The sequence below is a fragment of the Streptomyces sp. NPDC024698 genome (genome assembly GCF_055559015.1).
On sequence record NZ_JBVHLK010000014.1, the window covers coordinates 168,243 to 184,914 of the forward strand.

Sequence of the window (16,672 nt, forward strand, 5' to 3'; positions counted from 1 at the left end):
TCTCAGAGTCCGCCGGGTGACGCCGCCGAGCACATGGTGGTGGCCGGGGACGACGCGCTGGCCCATCGGCTGGCCGCCGAGTTGCGTGGGGTGTACGGCGAGCGGGTGACCCTGGTCGTGCCGCCCGCGCAGGGCGGGGTGCGACCGCCGGTCGTCGGACGGGCGCGGGCCACCGCCCTGTTCGACCGGGTCTCCGCGGCGGTGAACCGGGCCTCCGGAAACGGGGGAAACGGGGGCACGAACGGGGGCGGAGGAGCCGATGAGCCGCCCGCGTCCGAGCGGATCGTGGAGACCGCCGACCTCGGCGAGGCGGCGCTCGCCTACGCGGGCGTCGAACGGGCCACCGCGCTCGCCCTCGTGTACGACGACGACGAGACCAACATCCGTGCCGCGCTCACGGCCCGGCGCCTCAACCCGCGGATCCGGCTGGTCCTGCGGCTCTACAACCGGCGTCTCGGGCAGCACATCGAGGCCCTCCTCGACCAGGCCTCGGCGCTGGCCGCAGCCGCGTCGTCGAGCGGCGGACCCGGTGACGGCGGGGGCCCGTCGGGAACGGCCGGCTCACGGAGCGGCGGGAACGCCGAGGCGTACGACGCCTCCACCACCGTCCTGTCCGACGCCGACACGGCCGCGCCCGCGCTCGCCGCGACCGCCGTGGCCGGTACGAGCAAGGTGGTCCAGACCGACGGGCTGATGCTCCGCGCGGTGGAACGTCCGCCGCCCGGCCCGGGCCAGGTCGCCGATCCGGGGCTGTGCACCCTGGCGTTGCTGTCCGCGACGACCAACGACCCTGCCGGCGCCGACGGTTCGGAGAGCAGTGGCGCACAGGGTCCTCAACTCCTGCCCGACGAAAGGGCGGTGGCCGCCGCCACCGGACGCGGGACCGTCGTCCTGGAGAACGTGGCGTACTCGGGGCCCGAACTGAGCTCGGGGCGGGGCGTGATGCCGTGGTTCGGCTCACTGCTCTCGCGTCGGCTGCGCCTGTCGTTCGCGGGGCTCGTCGCCTGTGTGGTCGGACTCGCCGTGGCCTCGATGCTGGTCACCGGGGAGCGTCCGCTCCAGGCGACCTATCTGACGCTCCTCGACCTGTTCGCCATCAACAACCCGGCCATCGGGGAGCCGTTCGGACGCCAGATCCTCCAACTCTGCTCGGGAATGGTCGGGTTGCTGCTCCTGCCGGTGCTGCTCGCCGCCGTCCTGGAAGCACTCGGCACCTTCCGCGGCGGCACCGCCCTGCGCAAGCCGCCCCGCGGGCTGTCCGGGCACGTGGTGCTGCTCGGGGTCGGCAAGATCGGTACGAGGGTGCTGGCCCGGCTGCGTGAGCTGCGCATCCCGGTGGTGTGCGTGGAGGCCGATCCCGAGGCCCGCGGGCTCGCGCTGGCACGGAGTCTGCGGGTGCCCGTGGTACTGGGCGACGTCACGCAGGAAGGGGTGCTGGAGGCCGCCAAGATTCACCGGGCGCACGCGCTGCTGGCGTTGACCAGCGCGGACACGATGAACCTGGAGGCCGTGCTCTCCGCCCGTACCCTGCGGCCCGATCTGCGGGTCGTCCTGCGGCTGTACGACGACGACTTCGCGACCGCCGTGTACCGCACCCTGCGCGCCGCGCATCCCGGCGCGCTCACCCGCAGCCGCAGCGTGTCCCATCTGGCCGCGCCCGCGTTCGCGGGGGCGATGCTGGGGCGCCAGATCCTCGGGGCGATTCCGGTCGAGCGGCGGGTGCTGCTGTTCGCCGCGGTGGACGTGGGCGGGCATCCGCAGCTGGAGGGGCGCACGGTGGGTGAGGCGTTCCGGGCGGGGGCGTGGCGCGTGCTCGCGCTGGACACGGCGACCCCCGCGGAGCGCCGGGCGGCCCCGGCGTCCTCCCCCGGCGGTCCCCGGCTGGTGTGGGACCTGCCGTCCGCCTATGTCCTGCGGCCCGAGGACCGCGTGGTGCTGGCCGCCACCCGCCGGGGACTGGCCGAACTGCTCGGCCGACGGCCCCGGCAGCGGACGGGGGCCCAGACGTGAACCGCCGGCCCTGACCCGCCGCCCCCGCGCGGCCCCGCCCACGGCCGGCGGCCAGGCCAGGCCAGGTCCGGTCCGGTCCGGTCCGTTTCCCCGGAGCCCGGACCTTCCCGCGCCGCATCGGGGTCAGCGGCCCAGGTGCCGCTCCGCGAAGTCGAGTTCCAGGCGGACCTGCTTGATGCGTTCGTCGACGACCAGGGAGCCGTGGCCCGCGTCGTAGCGGTAGACCTCGTGCATGGCCTCGCGGGCGGCGAGGCGGGTGACGTAGTTGTCGATCTGGCGGATGGGGCAGCGGGGGTCGTTGACACCGGCCGAGATGTACACGGGGACCTTGACCGCGTCGACGTAGGTCAGCGGGGAGGACGCCTCGAAGCGCTCGGGGACCTCCTCCGGGGTACCGCCGAGGAGCGTGCGGTCCATGGCCTTCAGCGCCTCCATCTCGTCGTGGTACGCCGTCACGTAGTCGGCGACCGGGACGGCGGCGATGCCGAGGGCCCAGGCGTCCGGCTGGGTGCCGACGCCGAGGAGGGTGAGGTAGCCGCCCCAGGAACCGCCGGTGAGGATCAGCCGGTCGGGGTCGGCCAGGCCGGACGTGACCGCCCAGGCGCGGACCGCCTCGATGTCCTCCAGCTCGATCAGACCGACGCGGTGCTTGAGCGCGTCGGTCCACGCGCGGCCGTAGCCGGTGGAACCGCGGTAGTTGACCCGGATCACCGCGTACCCGTGGTCGACCCAGGCCGCCGGGCCCGCCGCGAACGAGTCGCTGTCGTGCCAGGTCGGGCCGCCGTGGATCTCGAAGACGGTGGGCAGCGGTCCGGTGGCGCCTGCCGGCTTCTGGACCAGGGCGTGGACGCGGCCGCCGGGTCCCTCGACCCACACGTCCTCCACGGGCACGGATCCAGGGGACTTCTCACCGGGCGGGTCCAGGACGATCTCACCGGTGGTCGAACGGACCACCGAGGGCTCGGCCGCCGACGACCACAGATACTCCACCGACCCGTCCGGGCGGGCCGTCGCGCCGGAGACCGTGCCGGGCGGGGTCGCGACCTCGGTCAGCTCGCCGGAGGCGAGGTCGTAGCGCCAGAGGTTGCTGCGCGCCTCGAAGCTGTGGGCGATGAGCAGGCCCGAGCCGTCCGGATACCACTCGGCGCCCACGTCTCCGGGGAGGTCGAGGCCCAGGTCGGTCTGCGCGCCGGTCGCCACGTCCCACACCAGGGGTTCCCAGCGGCCGCGCCGCTGGTGCCCGATGAGCAGCCGGCTGTCCCCGTCGACAGGGGCGAAGCCCAGCACTTCGAGGCCCAGCTCGACCGTGCCGCCCTCGGTGTCGTCCAGCTCGGCGACCGCCGAACCGTCCGGACGCAGCACCCTGAGCGCCGAGTGCATCGCGTCGCCGTGCTCGGTGTGCTCGACGGCGATCAGCGAGCCGTCGTGCGAGAGGTCGCCGACCCCCGCAGACTCGCGGTGCCGGTAGATCTCGACCGGGGTCTCGCCCGCGCGGGCCACGTGGATCGTCGATCCGTCGTCGTCCGTCGAGCGGCCCACCACGGCCGTACGCCCGTCGCGGCCGATGGCCAGGCCCGCCGCGTACGAGGGGTCGAGGCCGGGGACCGCGGGTTCGTCGACGTCGCCCGCGACCAGGGGCGCCTCGAACGGGCGGCGCCGCCAGACGCCGAACTCGTCGCCGTCCTTGTCGTCGAACCACCAGATCCACGCGCCGTCGGGCGAGAGCACCCCGTCCGTCGTGCCGTTCGCCCGGTGGGTGACCTGGCGCTGCTCGCCGGTCTCGCGGTCCCACGCGTACAGCTCGTACGTCCCTGTCGCGTTCGAGACGAACAGGGCGCGGTGCGGGGCGTCCTCCGCCCAGTCCGGCAGCGACACCCGCGGTGCCCGGAAGCGCTTCTCCCAGTCGGGCATGTCCTGCTGCTGCGGCCCGGTGGACCTGGTGCTCTCAGTCATGGCCCCATAGTGCCTGGCCCGGCCCGTCTCGCGCCGACGAGGTCCCCAGCCTGTGGAAAACTTCCGCGACCGACGTGCCGTCCGCCACCGCACGAGCCCCCGGCGGGCCGGGGCCGTCCCGCCCGGCGGTACCGGCCGAGCGGTACGGAGCGGGCCCCACGGCCGAGCCCGGCTCGGCCGCCCCGTACCGTGGACGGCGTGTACCGGTTCCTGCTGACGCCCCGCTGGTGGGGGATCAACGTCTTCGTGCTGTTGGCCATCCCCTTCTGCGTCTTCATGGGGGCGTGGCAGCTGGGGCGGTTCGAGGACCGGGTGCGCGACCACCGCACGGCGGAGGCGACGGCCTCGACGGCCTCGACGGAGCCCGCCCGGCCGCTGGCCGCGATGCTCCCCGTGACCACGGAGACGTCAGGCAAGCAGACCACCGCCCAGGGCCGGTACGGCAAGCAGCTCCTCGTTCCCGGCCGGGAACTGGACGGCAGGAGCGGCTACTACGTGCTGACCCTGCTGCGCGTCGACGGCGGCAAGGCACTGCCCGTCGTCCGGGGCTGGCTGCCCGGCACGGCCGACCCGGCGAAGGCCCCGGCCGCGCCCACCGGCGAGGTCACGGTCACGGGTGCGCTCCAGGCGTCCGAGAGTCCCGGCTCGAACGGCGTCAGCACCGCCGGAGGGCTTCCGGCCGGGCAGACGGCCGCGATCAGCGCCGCGTCGCTGGTCAACCTCGTGCCGTACACCCCGTACGACGCGTGGATCACGCTCGACAAGGCCGACTCCGGAATGAAGGCGGTGCCCCCGGCCGCGCCGGACAACACCGGTCTCGACCTCAAGGCGTTCCAGAACCTCGGCTACACCGGCGAGTGGTTCGTCTTCGCGGGCTTCGTCGTCTTCATGTGGTTCCGCCTGCTGCGCCGCGAGGCGGAGTTCGCCCGCGACGCCGAACTGGGACTGCTCCCCGACTCCCCGGACACCGGGGGCGCCGGGGAGAAGGCGTCCGAGGACACCGGCACCGCGGCCGCGACGCCGTCCGCCACCGCCTAGACACGCCCGACCCGGCACGCACAGCCCGGCGCGCACGGCCCGGCACAGCGGAACGGGCCCCGGGCCCGGGCTCTCGCCCGGGGCACAGGGCCCGCGTTCCGGACTTCGGATCACGTCAGGACGAGGACAGGATCCCCGTGTGATACACCGTGCCCGCGCACGCGCCGGGCACGGTCACCGACGCTGTCGCGCCGCCCGTCGACGCCGTGCTGGAGACCACGACGCTGCCGTCCAGCGTGCCGTCCTCGATGAAGAGCTGGGGCGCGGGGTTGGCCACCGCCGAGTCGGACGTCGTGCCGCCGGTGCCGCCGGCGCCCTGCGTCGGGGTCGGGTCCGGCGTGGGCTCCACCGCGGTCGGACACGTCGACGAGGGAACCCAGGCGAACTTCACCACGTACGAGGTGCCCGGCTGGAGCACCATGGAGGTGACCTCGGTGGCGGGGTCGGGCAGCCCGGTGGCCGCGTCGCCCCCCACATGCGTCGCCACACCGACCTTGGCGGGGTCGGCCGCGCCCTGGGCGAGCGCGTTGACCGTGCCCGCGCTGGTGACCGTGCAGGCGACGGTGGAGACGTTCGAGACGGTGAACGAGCCGTAGACCGCGCCGGTGGAGTCCGGTGCGGCGGCCGTGCCGGAGGCACCGCCGAGCTGGTCCGCCGTGCACGTGGAGGCGGCGGAGGCGGAGGCCGAGGGATCGGTACCGCCCGTGACGGCTCCGTTCGCGCCCTTGTCCGTGCCGCCCGGACTCCGCGTCCTGCCGTCGGAGCCGTTGCCCTTGGACGTGCCGCCCGAGCCGCCGGCGTCCTTGCCGGAGCCGCCGTCCGAGTTCTTGCCCTGGTCCGTGCCGCCCTGGGCCTGTGAGCTGTTGGCCGCGATGGACGGATCGGGGTTCGATCCCGAGGAGTTGGAGACGTGCACGAACGCGGGGATCGCCGTGCCCAGGAAGAGCGCCGCCGCCGCCATGCCGACCATGGCCTGCCGTTTGCGGGCGCGCCGGGCAGGTACCGCCCGGCGCAGGTGGTCCAGGGTGCCGTGGGTGGGTTCGATCTCCTGAACGGCCTGGTGCAGCAGCCGGCGCAGTGCCAGCTCGTCGCCGCCGAGCCCTTCGGGTCCCAGTCCGTCCATGTCCGGTGTTCCGGGCTGTTCGTCGGGGCCGTGGTTCACATTTCCGTTCCCAGCGTGCGATTGCTTGTGCTCGGGTTCCGGGCTCCCCAGGTCCTCGGGGTGGAGCCGGTCGTCGTTGCCACTCATGCCGAAGCCCCCATGGCGACGCGGAGCGCCGCGATGCCCCGCGAGCCGTACGCCTTCACCGAGCCCAGCGAGACGCCGAGCGTCTCGGCGACCTGAGCCTCGGTCATGTCCGCGAAGTAGCGCAGGACCAGGACCTCGCGCTGACGGCGCTGGAGTCCCTTCATCGCCTTGATGAGGGCATCGCGCTCCAACTGGTCGTAGGCGCCTTCCTCGGCGCTCGCCATGTCGGGCATCGGCTTCGACAGGAGCTTGAGGCCGAGGATGCGCCGGCGCAGGGCCGAACGCGAGAGGTTGACGACGGTCTGCCGCAGGTAGGCGAGCGTCTTCTCGGGGTCCCGGACGCGTTTGCGCGCCGAGTGCACCCGGATGAAGGCCTCCTGGACGACGTCCTCGCAGGAGGCCGTGTCGTCGAGCAGGAGCGCCGCGAGACCGAGGAGGGAGCGGTAGTGCGCCCGGTAGGTCTCGGTGAGATGGTCGACTGTCGTGCCGGCCGCCAGGCTGTCCGGGGCGCCGTCACGCTGACCGGGGATGCGGGCGGGCCGCGCTGAGGGCATGGGCGCGATCACCGGCATGCCGCCGGGCGCGCCGGGGCTGCGGAGTCGGCGGGGTGGACGCAGGGCCATGCCCCTCGTCTGGACCGCGGTGAATTCGAGTACCTCTGCCACGCCTGTTGGACACACGTCCCCCCGGCAGGGTTGTACGCGACGCGCGTCACATTCGCTCCGGGCGGCACGACGGCCGGAATCCTCTCCACCGGAACGCCCCCCGGTCCCACCGCCGTTACGCCGCCGCGCCGACGCGACAGTGCATCAGATGCCCTCATGCGTAACAGCTCTTCTCCTGTGCCCAATGCCCCGCCGCCCCCCGGACGCCCCTGAATGGCGACGGCGAAGACGCTCCCGGTCCGCCGCGCGGTTGCGGGGAGGACACCGAAATCTTCGAACGCCGACCCGAGTCGGTACAAGTGGTCCGGACCATTAAGTTGATCACTGGACCGAGAGGGATCCTACAAACCCACCCTCCGCGGGGCACCGGAATTACGTCCTCGGGACGCCGGGAGCTCACGTCCACGACGCCCTGACCGGCGAGAACGCCGGATCGTGCGGGGTCCTGACCCGGAGGAGGGCGGGATCTACGGGGCTTTGACGATCTCCGCGGCGACCAGCTCGGCGATCTGAGCGGTGTTCAGGGCGGCGCCCTTGCGCAGGTTGTCGCCGCACACGAACAGTTCGAGGGCCGTCGGGTCGTCCAGCGCCCGGCGGACCCGGCCCACCCAGGTCGGGTCGGTGCCCACCACGTCCGCGGGCGTGGGGAACTCGCCGGCGGCCGGGTTGTCGAAGAGGACGACGCCGGGCGCGGTGTCCAGGATCTCCCGGGCTCTGTCGACCGTCACCTCGTCCTGGAAACGGGCGTGCACGGTCAGGGAGTGCGTGGTGACGACGGGCACGCGGACGCAGGTGACCGCGACCCTGAGCCGGGGCAGTCCGAGGATCTTGCGGGTCTCGTCGCGGACCTTCATCTCCTCCGAGGACCAGCCGTCCTCGGCGAGCGACCCGGCCCACGGCACCACGTTCAGGGCGACCGGCTCCGGGAAGGGGCCCGTGTCGTCGCCCACGGCCCGGCGTACGTCACCGGGGCTGTTCCCCAGTTCCGTGCCCGCGACCAGGGACATCTGCCGGCGCAGGGTGTCGATGCCCGCGCGGCCCGCCCCGCTGACCGCCTGGTACGAGGAGACGACCAGTTCCCGCAGCCCGAACTCGGCGTGCAGGGCACCGAGCGCCACGATCATGGACAGGGTCGTGCAGTTCGGGTTGGAGACGATCCCGCGTGGGCGCACCCGGGCGGCGTGCGGATTCACCTCGGGGACGACGAGGGGCACTTCCGGGTCCATCCGGAAGGCGCCGGAGTTGTCGACGACGACCGCGCCCTTGGCGGCGGCGATCGGCGCCCACTGGGCGGCCACCTCGTCCGGGACGTCGAACATGGCGACGTCGACCCCGTCGAAGGCCTCCTCCGACAGAGCCGTCACCTCGACCTCCACACCGCGCACGGCCAGCTTGCGGCCGGCCGAGCGCGGCGAGGCGATCAGTCGGATCTCGCCCCAGATGTCCGCGTGCTGGGACAGGATCTGGAGCATGACCGTGCCGACGGCCCCGGTCGCTCCCACGACCGCGAGCGTCGGTCGCCGGGTCATCGCCCGGTGCCTCCGTAGACGACGGCCTCGTCGCTGTCGGAGTCGAGCCCGAAGGCGCTGTGCACGGCGCGGACGGCGTCGTTGACGTCGTCGGCGCGGGTGACGACGGAGATACGGATCTCGGAGGTCGAGATCAGCTCGATGTTGACCCCGGCGTCGGTGAGCGCCTCGAAGAAGCCGGCCGTGACACCCGGGTTGGTCTTCATGCCGGCGCCGACGAGGGAGATCTTGCCGATCTGGTCGTCGTAGCGCAGCGACTCGAAGCCGATCACGCCCTTCGCCTTCTCCAGGGCGTCGATGGCCTTGCGGCCCTCGGTCTTCGGGAGGGTGAAGGAGATGTCTGTCAGGCCCGTGGTGGCCGCCGACACGTTCTGCACGATCATGTCGATGTTGATCTCGGCGTTGGCGATGGCGCGGAAGATCGCGGCGGCCTCGCCCGGCTTGTCCGGGACACCGACGACCGTGACCTTGGCCTCGGAGGTGTCGTGAGCGACACCGGAGATGATGGCCTGCTCCACCTTCTGGTCCCCTTGCTTTCGAACGAGTGGCGCGCTGCTGACCCAGGTGCCCTGGAGTCCGCTGAAGGACGACCGCACATGGATCGGGATGTCGTAACGGCGGGCGTACTCCACACAGCGGTGGAGCAGCACCTTGGAGCCGGAGGCGGCGAGCTCCAGCATGTCCTCGAAGGCGATCCAGTCGATCTTCTTCGCCTTCTTCACCACGCGCGGGTCGGCGGTGAACACGCCGTCCACGTCGGTGTAGATCTCGCACACCTCGGCGTCGAGCGCCGCGGCGAGCGCGACGGCCGTGGTGTCCGAGCCGCCGCGGCCCAGTGTGGTGATGTCCTTCTTGTCCTGCGAGACGCCCTGGAAGCCGGCGACGATGGCGATGTTGCCCTCGTCGAGCGCCGTACGGATACGGCCCGGGGTGACGTCGATGATCCGGGCTTTGTTGTGGACCGAGTCGGTGATGACGCCTGCCTGGCTGCCGGTGAAGCTCTGGGCGCTGTGGCCCAGGTTCTTGATCGCCATCGCCAGCAGGGCCATGGAGATCCGCTCTCCGGCGGTCAGCAGCATGTCGAACTCTCGTCCGCTGGGCATCGGAGATACCTGCTCGGCGAGATCGATCAGCTCGTCCGTCGTGTCGCCCATCGCGGAAACGACCACGACCACCTGGTGGCCGTTCTTCTTCGCTTCCACGATCCGCTTGGCGACGCGCTTGATGCCCTCGGCATCGGCTACGGAGGAACCTCCGTACTTCTGCACGACAAGGCCCACGTGCGCTCCTCGCTCAGTCCGTCTCTGCACCGCACTACTGCGGTCGGCTCAGTCTAACGAGCGGCCGGATTTCCCTTCCGGGGTACCGCATCGTGAGATGTCCCGCTCACGACGTGATCACTCCGGGCTGTCAGGTCGATAAGGGAGATCCGGCCGCTCCGAGACGGCACCTGCCCTTGCCGGAGCCCCGCCACTCCGAACGTGCCTCAGGTCACATCCCGGACGGGGCGGGACGGGACGGACTACTTGACCGTGCGCAGGCCGAGCGGCCCGGCGATCTCCTCCGCCATCACCTTGCCGGCCTCCTCCGCGAGTGCCTCCTCGCCGATCTCCTGGTCGGTGTCGAGACCGTCGAGCTCCTCAAGGGGCTGGTTCAGCCGGACGTGGGCCACCACGGACTGGAGGGCGCGCAGGGTCGCGGAGGCGGTGGAGCCCCAGTTCGAGAAGTAGGAGAACTGCCACCACCACAGGGCCTCCGTGGTGCGGCCCGCGCGGTAGTGGGCCATGCCGTGGCGCAGGTCGGCGATGACGTCGGCGAGGTCGTCGGAGATACGGGCCGGGACCGGGGCCTTGCGCGGCTCGTAGGGGTCGAAGACCTCGGAGTAGACGTCGATCGGCTCCAGCATCACGGCGAGGCGCTCGCGGAGTTCGTCCACGTCCGCCTCCGGGCCGAGGTCCGGCTCGTAGCGCTCGTCGGGGACGATGTCCTCGTGCGCGCCGAGACGGCCGCCGGCCAGCAGGAGCTGGGAGACCTCCAGCAGCAGGAAGGGCACGGCCGAGTCCGGCTCGTCGCCCTTGGCGACCTCGGCGACGGCGACCAGGAAGCTCTCCACCTGGTCCGCGATCTGGACCACGAAGTCGTCGGGGTCCGGGCTGGTCTCGTGCAGCGTGGCGTCAGACATCTAGAAGTCGTCTCCCCTCGAAGGCGCGGCCGAGTGTGACCTCGTCCGCGTATTCCAGGTCGCCACCCACCGGGAGGCCGCTGGCCAGGCGGGTGACCTTGAGGCCCATGGGCTTGATCATGCGGGCGAGATACGTGGCCGTGGCCTCGCCCTCCAGGTTCGGGTCCGTGGCCAGGATGAGCTCGGTGACCGTCCCGTCGGCGAGCCGTGCCAGGAGCTCCCTGATCCGCAGGTCGTCCGGGCCGACCCCCTCGATCGGGCTGATCGCGCCGCCGAGCACGTGGTACTTCCCCCGGAACTCACGTGTCCGCTCGACCGCGACCACGTCCTTGGGCTCCTCCACCACACAGATCACCGTGAGGTCGCGGCGCGGATCGCGGCAGATGCCGCACAGCTCCTCCTGCGCGACGTTGCCGCAGGTCGCGCAGAAGCGGACCTTCGCCTTGACCTCCATGAGGGCCTGCGCGAGCCGGCGGACGTCCGTGGGCTCCGCCTGGAGGATGTGGAAGGCGATCCGCTGCGCGCTCTTGGGACCGACGCCGGGGAGCCGCCCCAGTTCGTCGATGAGGTCCTGGACAACGCCTTCGTACAACGGACTGCCTTCCGATCGCTCCGGTACCGCCTGGTCCCGTCCCGCTTTTCTTCCTGCTGTTTCTTCCTGGTGCGTACGGTAGTTGGATGCCGCCGGTCTTAGAAAGGCAGACCGGGGATACCGCTGCCGCCGCCGAGCCCCTGGGTGAGCGGGCCGAGAGTCCGCTGCTGGAGCGCCTGCGCGTTCTCGTTCGCCGCGTGGACGGCCGCGACGATCAGGTCGGCGAGCGTCTCGGTGTCCTCGGGGTCGACCGCCTTCGGGTCGATCACCAGGGCACGGAGCTCTCCGGAGCCCGTCACGGTCGCCTTCACCAGGCCGCCGCCGGACTGGCCCCCGACCTCCGTCCGCGCCAGCTCCTCCTGCGCGTTCGCCAGGTCCTGCTGCATCTTCTGGGCCTGCTGGAGCAGCTGCTGCATGTTGGGCTGGCCACCACCGGGAATCACGATCAGCTCCTGGTTTCGAGTACGGCTTTCCGAGGGCTTTTTCCTGTCCAGCACGAGCCTACGTGGTCGACGGGCCCGTCGCCCAAGCACTCTTTCGAGTGACATCACAGCCGCTCCTATACCTGATCAAGGCCCTCTTCCGGGCGGAAAAGCCGGTAAACCCGGTCCATCGCCACCCATTGAGCGGTAGGAAGGGGGCGGCGCAAATGCACCACGTGTCACAGGACGTCACGCAGTGTCAGTGCCGCCACCGTCGTCACCGTCGTCCGTCGTCACCGTCGTCAGCTAGGGAGTGCCGGGTGAGTCAGCCGGAGATGCAGCCGGAGGGGCCGCTCCAGGACGGGCGGAGCGAGTTCGCGTCGGGGCTGCGGCCGGGGGAACTGATGGGCCGGCCGTTTCCGCTCGGCGACTGGGAGGAGCCCGCGGAGCGGCTCCACGAGCTCTACCGGTGGGTGGAGCAGGGGGCGCTGGACACGGCCGCCTGGTATCTGTCCGACCGCGTGTGGAAGCGGCGGGCGGCGCGGGCGCTGCGGTGCGGCGCCTCGCTGGGCGCCGTCGCCGGGGCCGCGCTGCCGCTGCTCGACCTCACCCGCTCGGTGCGCGGGGTGGCTCCCTGGGGATATCTGGCGCTGCTGCTCGCGGTCTCGTGTGCCGCCGTCGACCGGTTCTTCGGGGTGACCTCGGGATGGATAAGGGACGTGGCCACCGCGCAGGCCGTGCAGCGGCGGCTTCAGGCACTTCAGTTCGACTGGGCGTCCGAGAGTGTCCGGGAGGTGCTCGGACCGGCCGACGGGACGGCCAGCGAGGCGGCCGACCGGTGCATCGGCGTGCTGCGGAGGTTCTCCGAGGACGTCACCGAGCTGGTGCGCACCGAGACGGCGGACTGGATGGTGGAGTTCCGCACCGGACCGGCGCCGCTCGGCATCCAGTCGGCGGCGGGAGCGGCCCGGACCGAGGGCCCGCCGCCGAACGGGCGCACGCCGCTGCCGCCCGGCACCCGCCCGAACATGCCCCGCCAGCGCCCGCCCGAGCCGCGCTAGGTCGTGTACGCAACGTCGCGTCGTCCGCCGGGAGGGCGGGCCCGGGCGGTGTCATCCGATCCGCCTCCCGGGCGGTGTCACCCGGCTCCGCAGATCCTCAGCCCGACCGGTGTCCCGCAGGGCAGATGGCCGTGGGTGCGGATGACGTCCTGGCCGCTGCCCCTGCCGATGTAGGAGAGGAAGCTGGAGGCGAGGCAGTCGGCGGGCGGCTGCCCGTAGGTGTAGGCGTACTCGATCTCGCGGTACGGATACGCCGAGGTGCCCCGCTCCAGGTCCTCGACGGAGGCGGCGTGACCGTCGAGGCCGACCCGGTGCAGGCCCTTGCGGCCGGTGGCGTCGTTGAGCTCGCTGTAGCCGATCGCGCCGCGCAGCCGGGCGACCGCGGCCAGCACCTGCTCGGTGGAGTCGAGTTCGCACCGCACGAGGGGCGCCGTCGCGTCGTCCTTGTGGACGCAGTCCAGCGAGGAGTTGGCGATCTCGCCGCGCCCGAGCACCCGACGCTGGAACACCTGCCGGGTCCCGGAGTCGGCGTCCCGGCTGACCAGCAGGACGGGCAGGTCGGGGCCGCAGCTGCTTCCAGTTCCTGATCTCGCCGCGGTACAGCCGCCGTACGTCGCCCAGCGACAGGTTCCTCACCGCGACGGCGTCGTTGACGACCAGCGTGAAGACCGACACCGCGATCCGGTTCTCCCGCAGTCTCGGGAAGTCGCCGGGCCTGGGACCGTCGGAGAGCGCGATCAGGGGCGGGGACCCCTTCTTCGACTCCCGCCCCGCCGCGTCGAGCTCACGCACGCCGGCCGTGCTGCCCTGGGCCTCCACCGTGATCGTGGAACCCTGGCAGTCGTGCTCGTACTTCTGTGCCAGTTCGCGGGCCACCGGCTCGAAGGCGGTCGAGCCGGTGATGGCCAGCGTGCCCCGCTCGCAGCCGATCGGGGGCGGGGTGTCGTCGCGCTGGACGACGATCAGGGCCAGCGTGACGACGCACACCGTCAGCAGCACGGTGAACAGCCGCGCGGCCCGGCTGAACAACGGCGGCTGCTCGTCGGGGGTCGTACTGCGGTTGGGCCGGACCTCACCGTCCCGGATGCCGCCGACGATCCGGACCGGGCATCCCACGTCGCCGCCCGACAGCAGGACGAGCAGCTTGAAGTGCTCGCCCCGGTTCAGCGGGACCCGCGGGATGCGCAGGGTGCCGTTCTCGTAGCCGAGCCCGGCGGCCGAGGTGAAGTGGTCCATCAGATGGTCGGTGCCGGGCGGCTGGGTCACGGACACACCGCGGATGGTGCGGTCGGTGAACACCGCGGTCAGACCGTGCCGTTCGTGGCTGGTGTAGTCCTCCCCGGCGATGCTCTGCGAGCCGTCGTTCTCGATCCGCAGCAGCACGAGGGTGGCGTCGGACATCCCGGGCGTCTCGTCGAACAGCCCGAGCCGCACGTTCGCGCGTCCCGAGCGGACCCCGTCGCCGATGGGGTTGTCCATCTGGACGCGGTAGCCGACGGTCTTGCGGCGCGGCACCCTCCGCTCGTACCAGACCATCACGGCGGAGGAGACGACACCGATGACGGCGGTCCCGACGGCCACGACGTTCTCTGCGCTCAGCCACTCCACGTGAGCCACTCCCCCGAGCACTGCCCTGCGGTGCGGTCACCGTACGGCTCCGGCCGGAAACGGCCCACCTACGGGAAGTGAACTTCGGCGGCCGTGGACGTCAACGGCCGCCGAAGCCCGCGGGGCCGCCCGGGGGCTCAGCCGCTCCTGGTGTACGTCAGCTCGGCCTCGGCCGCCGAGCCCGTCTTGGCCCGCCGCAGCCGGCCGTCCGGCAGGAGGGTGACCTCGGAGGCGTCACCCGGCTTGCAGGACGGCAGTCCCCCCACCGTGACCGAGGAGGGGCCGATCTCCAGCGGCCCGCTCGGCCCCGGGGCCGAGGAGAGAGCCGCCTCGAAGACACAGTGGTAGCCGATCGAGCCGTCCGCGACGAGCGTCAGCACCGTGTCGCCGACACCGCCCTGCTGGATCGTCATGCGGCGCGTGTGGTGGCCGGTGTCGTTGTCGATGACCGCGTCCCAGGTGCCGAGGAACGCCTGCGGGATCGTGCCGCCCGGTGTCGCCGGGGCGCTGGACAGCAGCGGGGAGGCGGTGGTGGGAACCTGCGACGCGCTCTGCCCCGGTGTCGTCCCCGCGGCGGCCGTGCCGGACGCCTTGGGGTCCTCCGTGCCGCCCCCGCCCCCGCGGCCGTTCAGCAGCGCGAACACGCCGCCGCCCGCGCCCAGCGCGACGACCAGGGCCACGGCGACGAGCAGGGCGGTGGACCGGCTGCTCCGGCGCGGGGCCTCCGGACCGAGCGCGGCGACACCGGCACCGTAGGGAGGTGTCGGCCCGTAGGGCGGGGTCGCGCCGCCGGGTCCGTACGGGTTGGCCGTCACACCCGGACCGTAGGGAGGCGTCGAACCGTACGGGGGCTGGGCGCCCCAGCCCGCTTGCGGATAGCCGTACGCGGGGTGACCCGGGACCTGGCCGGACGGCTGCGGGTGCTGCTGCGGATAGCCGTAGGCCGGGTGCGGGCCGGCCGGTGCCGCCGGAGGGGGCGTCGCGCCCGAGCCCGCGATCATGGTCGGCAGATGGTTCACCGGGCCGGGCTGCCCCGGGGCGGGAGGCGTGGCGCCCGGGCCGGCGGGCGTGGACGCGTGCTCGGAGGAGGCCTCGGACGACGCGGCGGGCGCCGAGGAGGAGGCGGAGGGCGTCGAGGAGGAAGCCGAGGACGAGGAGGCGGGCGCGCCGGACGGCGGCTTGGACAGGTCGGGGGCCGCGACAGGGGCCGGCGGCAGGGCGAGCGCGGCACCGGGGGCCGGAGAACCGGGCGGGAGCTGCGGCGGTCCCGCGTCGGGGTTCTCCGTGTCGAGCAGCTGCACGGCGTGGCGCCCCAGCTGGGCCACCAGCGAGCCGGGCAGCCACGGGTCGAGCGTGCGCCCCTCGGCGACGGTGTCCTCCGCGCCCGTGCGCTCCAGGATCTCGTCGAGACCGGGCCGGGCGCCGGGGTCCTTGCGCAGACAGTCCCGCACCAGGTCGGCGAGGCCCTCGGGCACTCCCGTCAGGTCGGGGTCCTCCTGCGCGATGCGGAACATCATGGCGTGCACACCGCTGTTGGCCGCGCTGAACGGAAGGGCGCCGGTGGCCGCGTACGACAGGACCGAGCCGAGGCAGAAGATGTCGCACGCGGGGGTGACGCGGTCGCCGCGCACCTGCTCGGGCGCCATGAACCCGGGAGAGCCGACGAGCGCCCCGGTGTGGGTCAGGCCGCCGTCGGTCACCGTCTCCAGGGCACGCGCGATGCCGAAGTCGATGACCCGGGGGCCGTCGATGGTGACGAGGACGTTCGAGGGCTTGAGGTCGCGGTGGATGAGGCCCGCGGCATGGATGTCCTTGAGCGCGTGCGCGAGGCCCGCGGCCAGGATGCGCACGGACCGCTCGGGCAGTGCGCCGTGGTCGCGCCCGACGACGCCCTGGAGCGAGGGCCCGGCGACGTAGCCGGTGGCGACCCACGGGATCGGGGCCTCGGTGTCCGCGTCCAGGACGGGCGCGGTCCACAGCCCGCCGACCCGTCGGGCGGCCCGCACCTCCTGGCGGAAGCGGGCCCGGAACTCCTCCTGTTCGGCGAGCTCCGGCCTGACGAGTTTCACGGCGACGGTACGTCCCCGGTCGGACCGCGCGAGATAGACGTGTCCCATCCCTCCGGCGCCCAGTCGCGCCAGCAGTCGGTACACCCCGATCTGCTGCGGATCCCCTGCCCCCAGCTTCTCCATGACGGTGCCCACCCTCCCCCATATGTGTGCAACAGACCGAGGATAGTGCGCCGTTGCGGGAGCCGTGCCGAGCGGTGTCCACGGTTCCGTCACGACTGGTGCCGTTTTGGTAACGGCTCTCCCCGTTGTCCCCGACGTCCCCCGCCGCCGGGCTCCCGGCGGCTGCCACCC

Annotated in this window: 12 protein-coding genes and 1 pseudogene; 3 read left to right on the plus strand and 10 right to left on the minus strand. The window is 72.5% G+C overall.

All coding sequences use genetic code 11. The features are described from left to right. The first annotated feature begins 33 nt into the window (after nt 1-33). Nucleotides 34-2,010: an NAD-binding protein gene (locus tag ACZ4AA_RS27080; RefSeq protein WP_467608332.1), complete on the plus strand. Its 1,977-nt coding sequence runs from the start codon at nt 34-36 to the stop codon at nt 2,008-2,010. A gap of 123 nt (nt 2,011-2,133) precedes the next feature. On the opposite strand, the gene ACZ4AA_RS27085 is transcribed toward ACZ4AA_RS27080, so the two are convergent. Further along, complete coding sequence (locus ACZ4AA_RS27085) at nt 2,134-3,963, minus strand: S9 family peptidase (protein ID WP_467608213.1); 1,830 nt, start codon at nt 3,961-3,963, stop codon at nt 2,134-2,136. Nucleotides 3,964-4,161: 198 nt separating this feature from the next. Here ACZ4AA_RS27085 and ACZ4AA_RS27090 point away from each other — a divergent pair, with 198 nt between their 5' ends. Further along, on the plus strand, nt 4,162-5,001 hold the full coding sequence (locus ACZ4AA_RS27090) for an SURF1 family protein (RefSeq protein ID WP_467608216.1): 840 nt from the start codon (nt 4,162-4,164) through the stop codon (nt 4,999-5,001). A 115-nt stretch (nt 5,002-5,116) separates the two neighbouring features. Here the strand turns inward: ACZ4AA_RS27090 and ACZ4AA_RS27095 are convergent, their stop codons facing one another. From ACZ4AA_RS27095 to ACZ4AA_RS27125, 7 genes are all read right to left on the minus strand, one after another. Beyond that, complete coding sequence (locus ACZ4AA_RS27095) at nt 5,117-6,250, minus strand: hypothetical protein (RefSeq protein WP_467608221.1); 1,134 nt, start codon at nt 6,248-6,250, stop codon at nt 5,117-5,119. After that, the gene (locus tag ACZ4AA_RS27100) at nt 6,247-6,915 is read right to left on the minus strand and encodes a SigE family RNA polymerase sigma factor (protein WP_467608228.1); all 669 of its coding nucleotides are present in this window, start codon (nt 6,913-6,915) and stop codon (nt 6,247-6,249) included. The genes ACZ4AA_RS27095 and ACZ4AA_RS27100 overlap by 4 nt, the downstream gene beginning before the upstream one ends. A gap of 467 nt (nt 6,916-7,382) precedes the next feature. Then, on the minus strand, nt 7,383-8,444 hold the full coding sequence (locus ACZ4AA_RS27105; protein ID WP_467608234.1) for an aspartate-semialdehyde dehydrogenase: 1,062 nt from the start codon (nt 8,442-8,444) through the stop codon (nt 7,383-7,385). Further along, nucleotides 8,441-9,724: an aspartate kinase gene (locus ACZ4AA_RS27110; RefSeq protein ID WP_467608240.1), complete on the minus strand. Its 1,284-nt coding sequence runs from the start codon at nt 9,722-9,724 to the stop codon at nt 8,441-8,443. The genes ACZ4AA_RS27105 and ACZ4AA_RS27110 overlap by 4 nt, the downstream gene beginning before the upstream one ends. Nucleotides 9,725-9,966: 242 nt before the next feature. Continuing rightward, a complete protein-coding gene (locus ACZ4AA_RS27115) occupies nt 9,967-10,626 on the minus strand; it encodes a DUF5063 domain-containing protein (protein WP_467608245.1) in 660 nt (219 codons plus the stop codon). After that, nucleotides 10,619-11,218 (minus strand): recombination mediator RecR, encoded by a 600-nt coding sequence (gene recR, locus ACZ4AA_RS27120; protein ID WP_467608249.1) that lies wholly within the window; start codon nt 11,216-11,218, stop codon nt 10,619-10,621. Before recR ends, ACZ4AA_RS27115 begins: the two co-directional genes overlap by 8 nt. A gap of 98 nt (nt 11,219-11,316) precedes the next feature. After that, nucleotides 11,317-11,661 (minus strand): YbaB/EbfC family nucleoid-associated protein, encoded by a 345-nt coding sequence (locus ACZ4AA_RS27125; RefSeq protein ID WP_385398827.1) that lies wholly within the window; start codon nt 11,659-11,661, stop codon nt 11,317-11,319. Nucleotides 11,662-11,960: 299 nt separating this feature from the next. On the opposite strand from ACZ4AA_RS27125, the gene ACZ4AA_RS27130 reads away from it, so the two are divergent. After that, a complete protein-coding gene (locus ACZ4AA_RS27130; RefSeq protein ID WP_467608254.1) occupies nt 11,961-12,701 on the plus strand; it encodes an SLATT domain-containing protein in 741 nt (246 codons plus the stop codon). Nucleotides 12,702-12,778: 77 nt separating this feature from the next. Here ACZ4AA_RS27130 and ACZ4AA_RS27135 read toward each other — a convergent pair. Then, a pseudogene (locus ACZ4AA_RS27135) lies at nt 12,779-14,309 on the minus strand (substrate-binding domain-containing protein). Between the two features lie 137 nt (nt 14,310-14,446). Continuing rightward, nucleotides 14,447-16,501 (minus strand): serine/threonine-protein kinase, encoded by a 2,055-nt coding sequence (locus ACZ4AA_RS27140; RefSeq protein ID WP_467608259.1) that lies wholly within the window; start codon nt 16,499-16,501, stop codon nt 14,447-14,449. Nucleotides 16,502-16,672 lie beyond the last annotated feature (171 nt).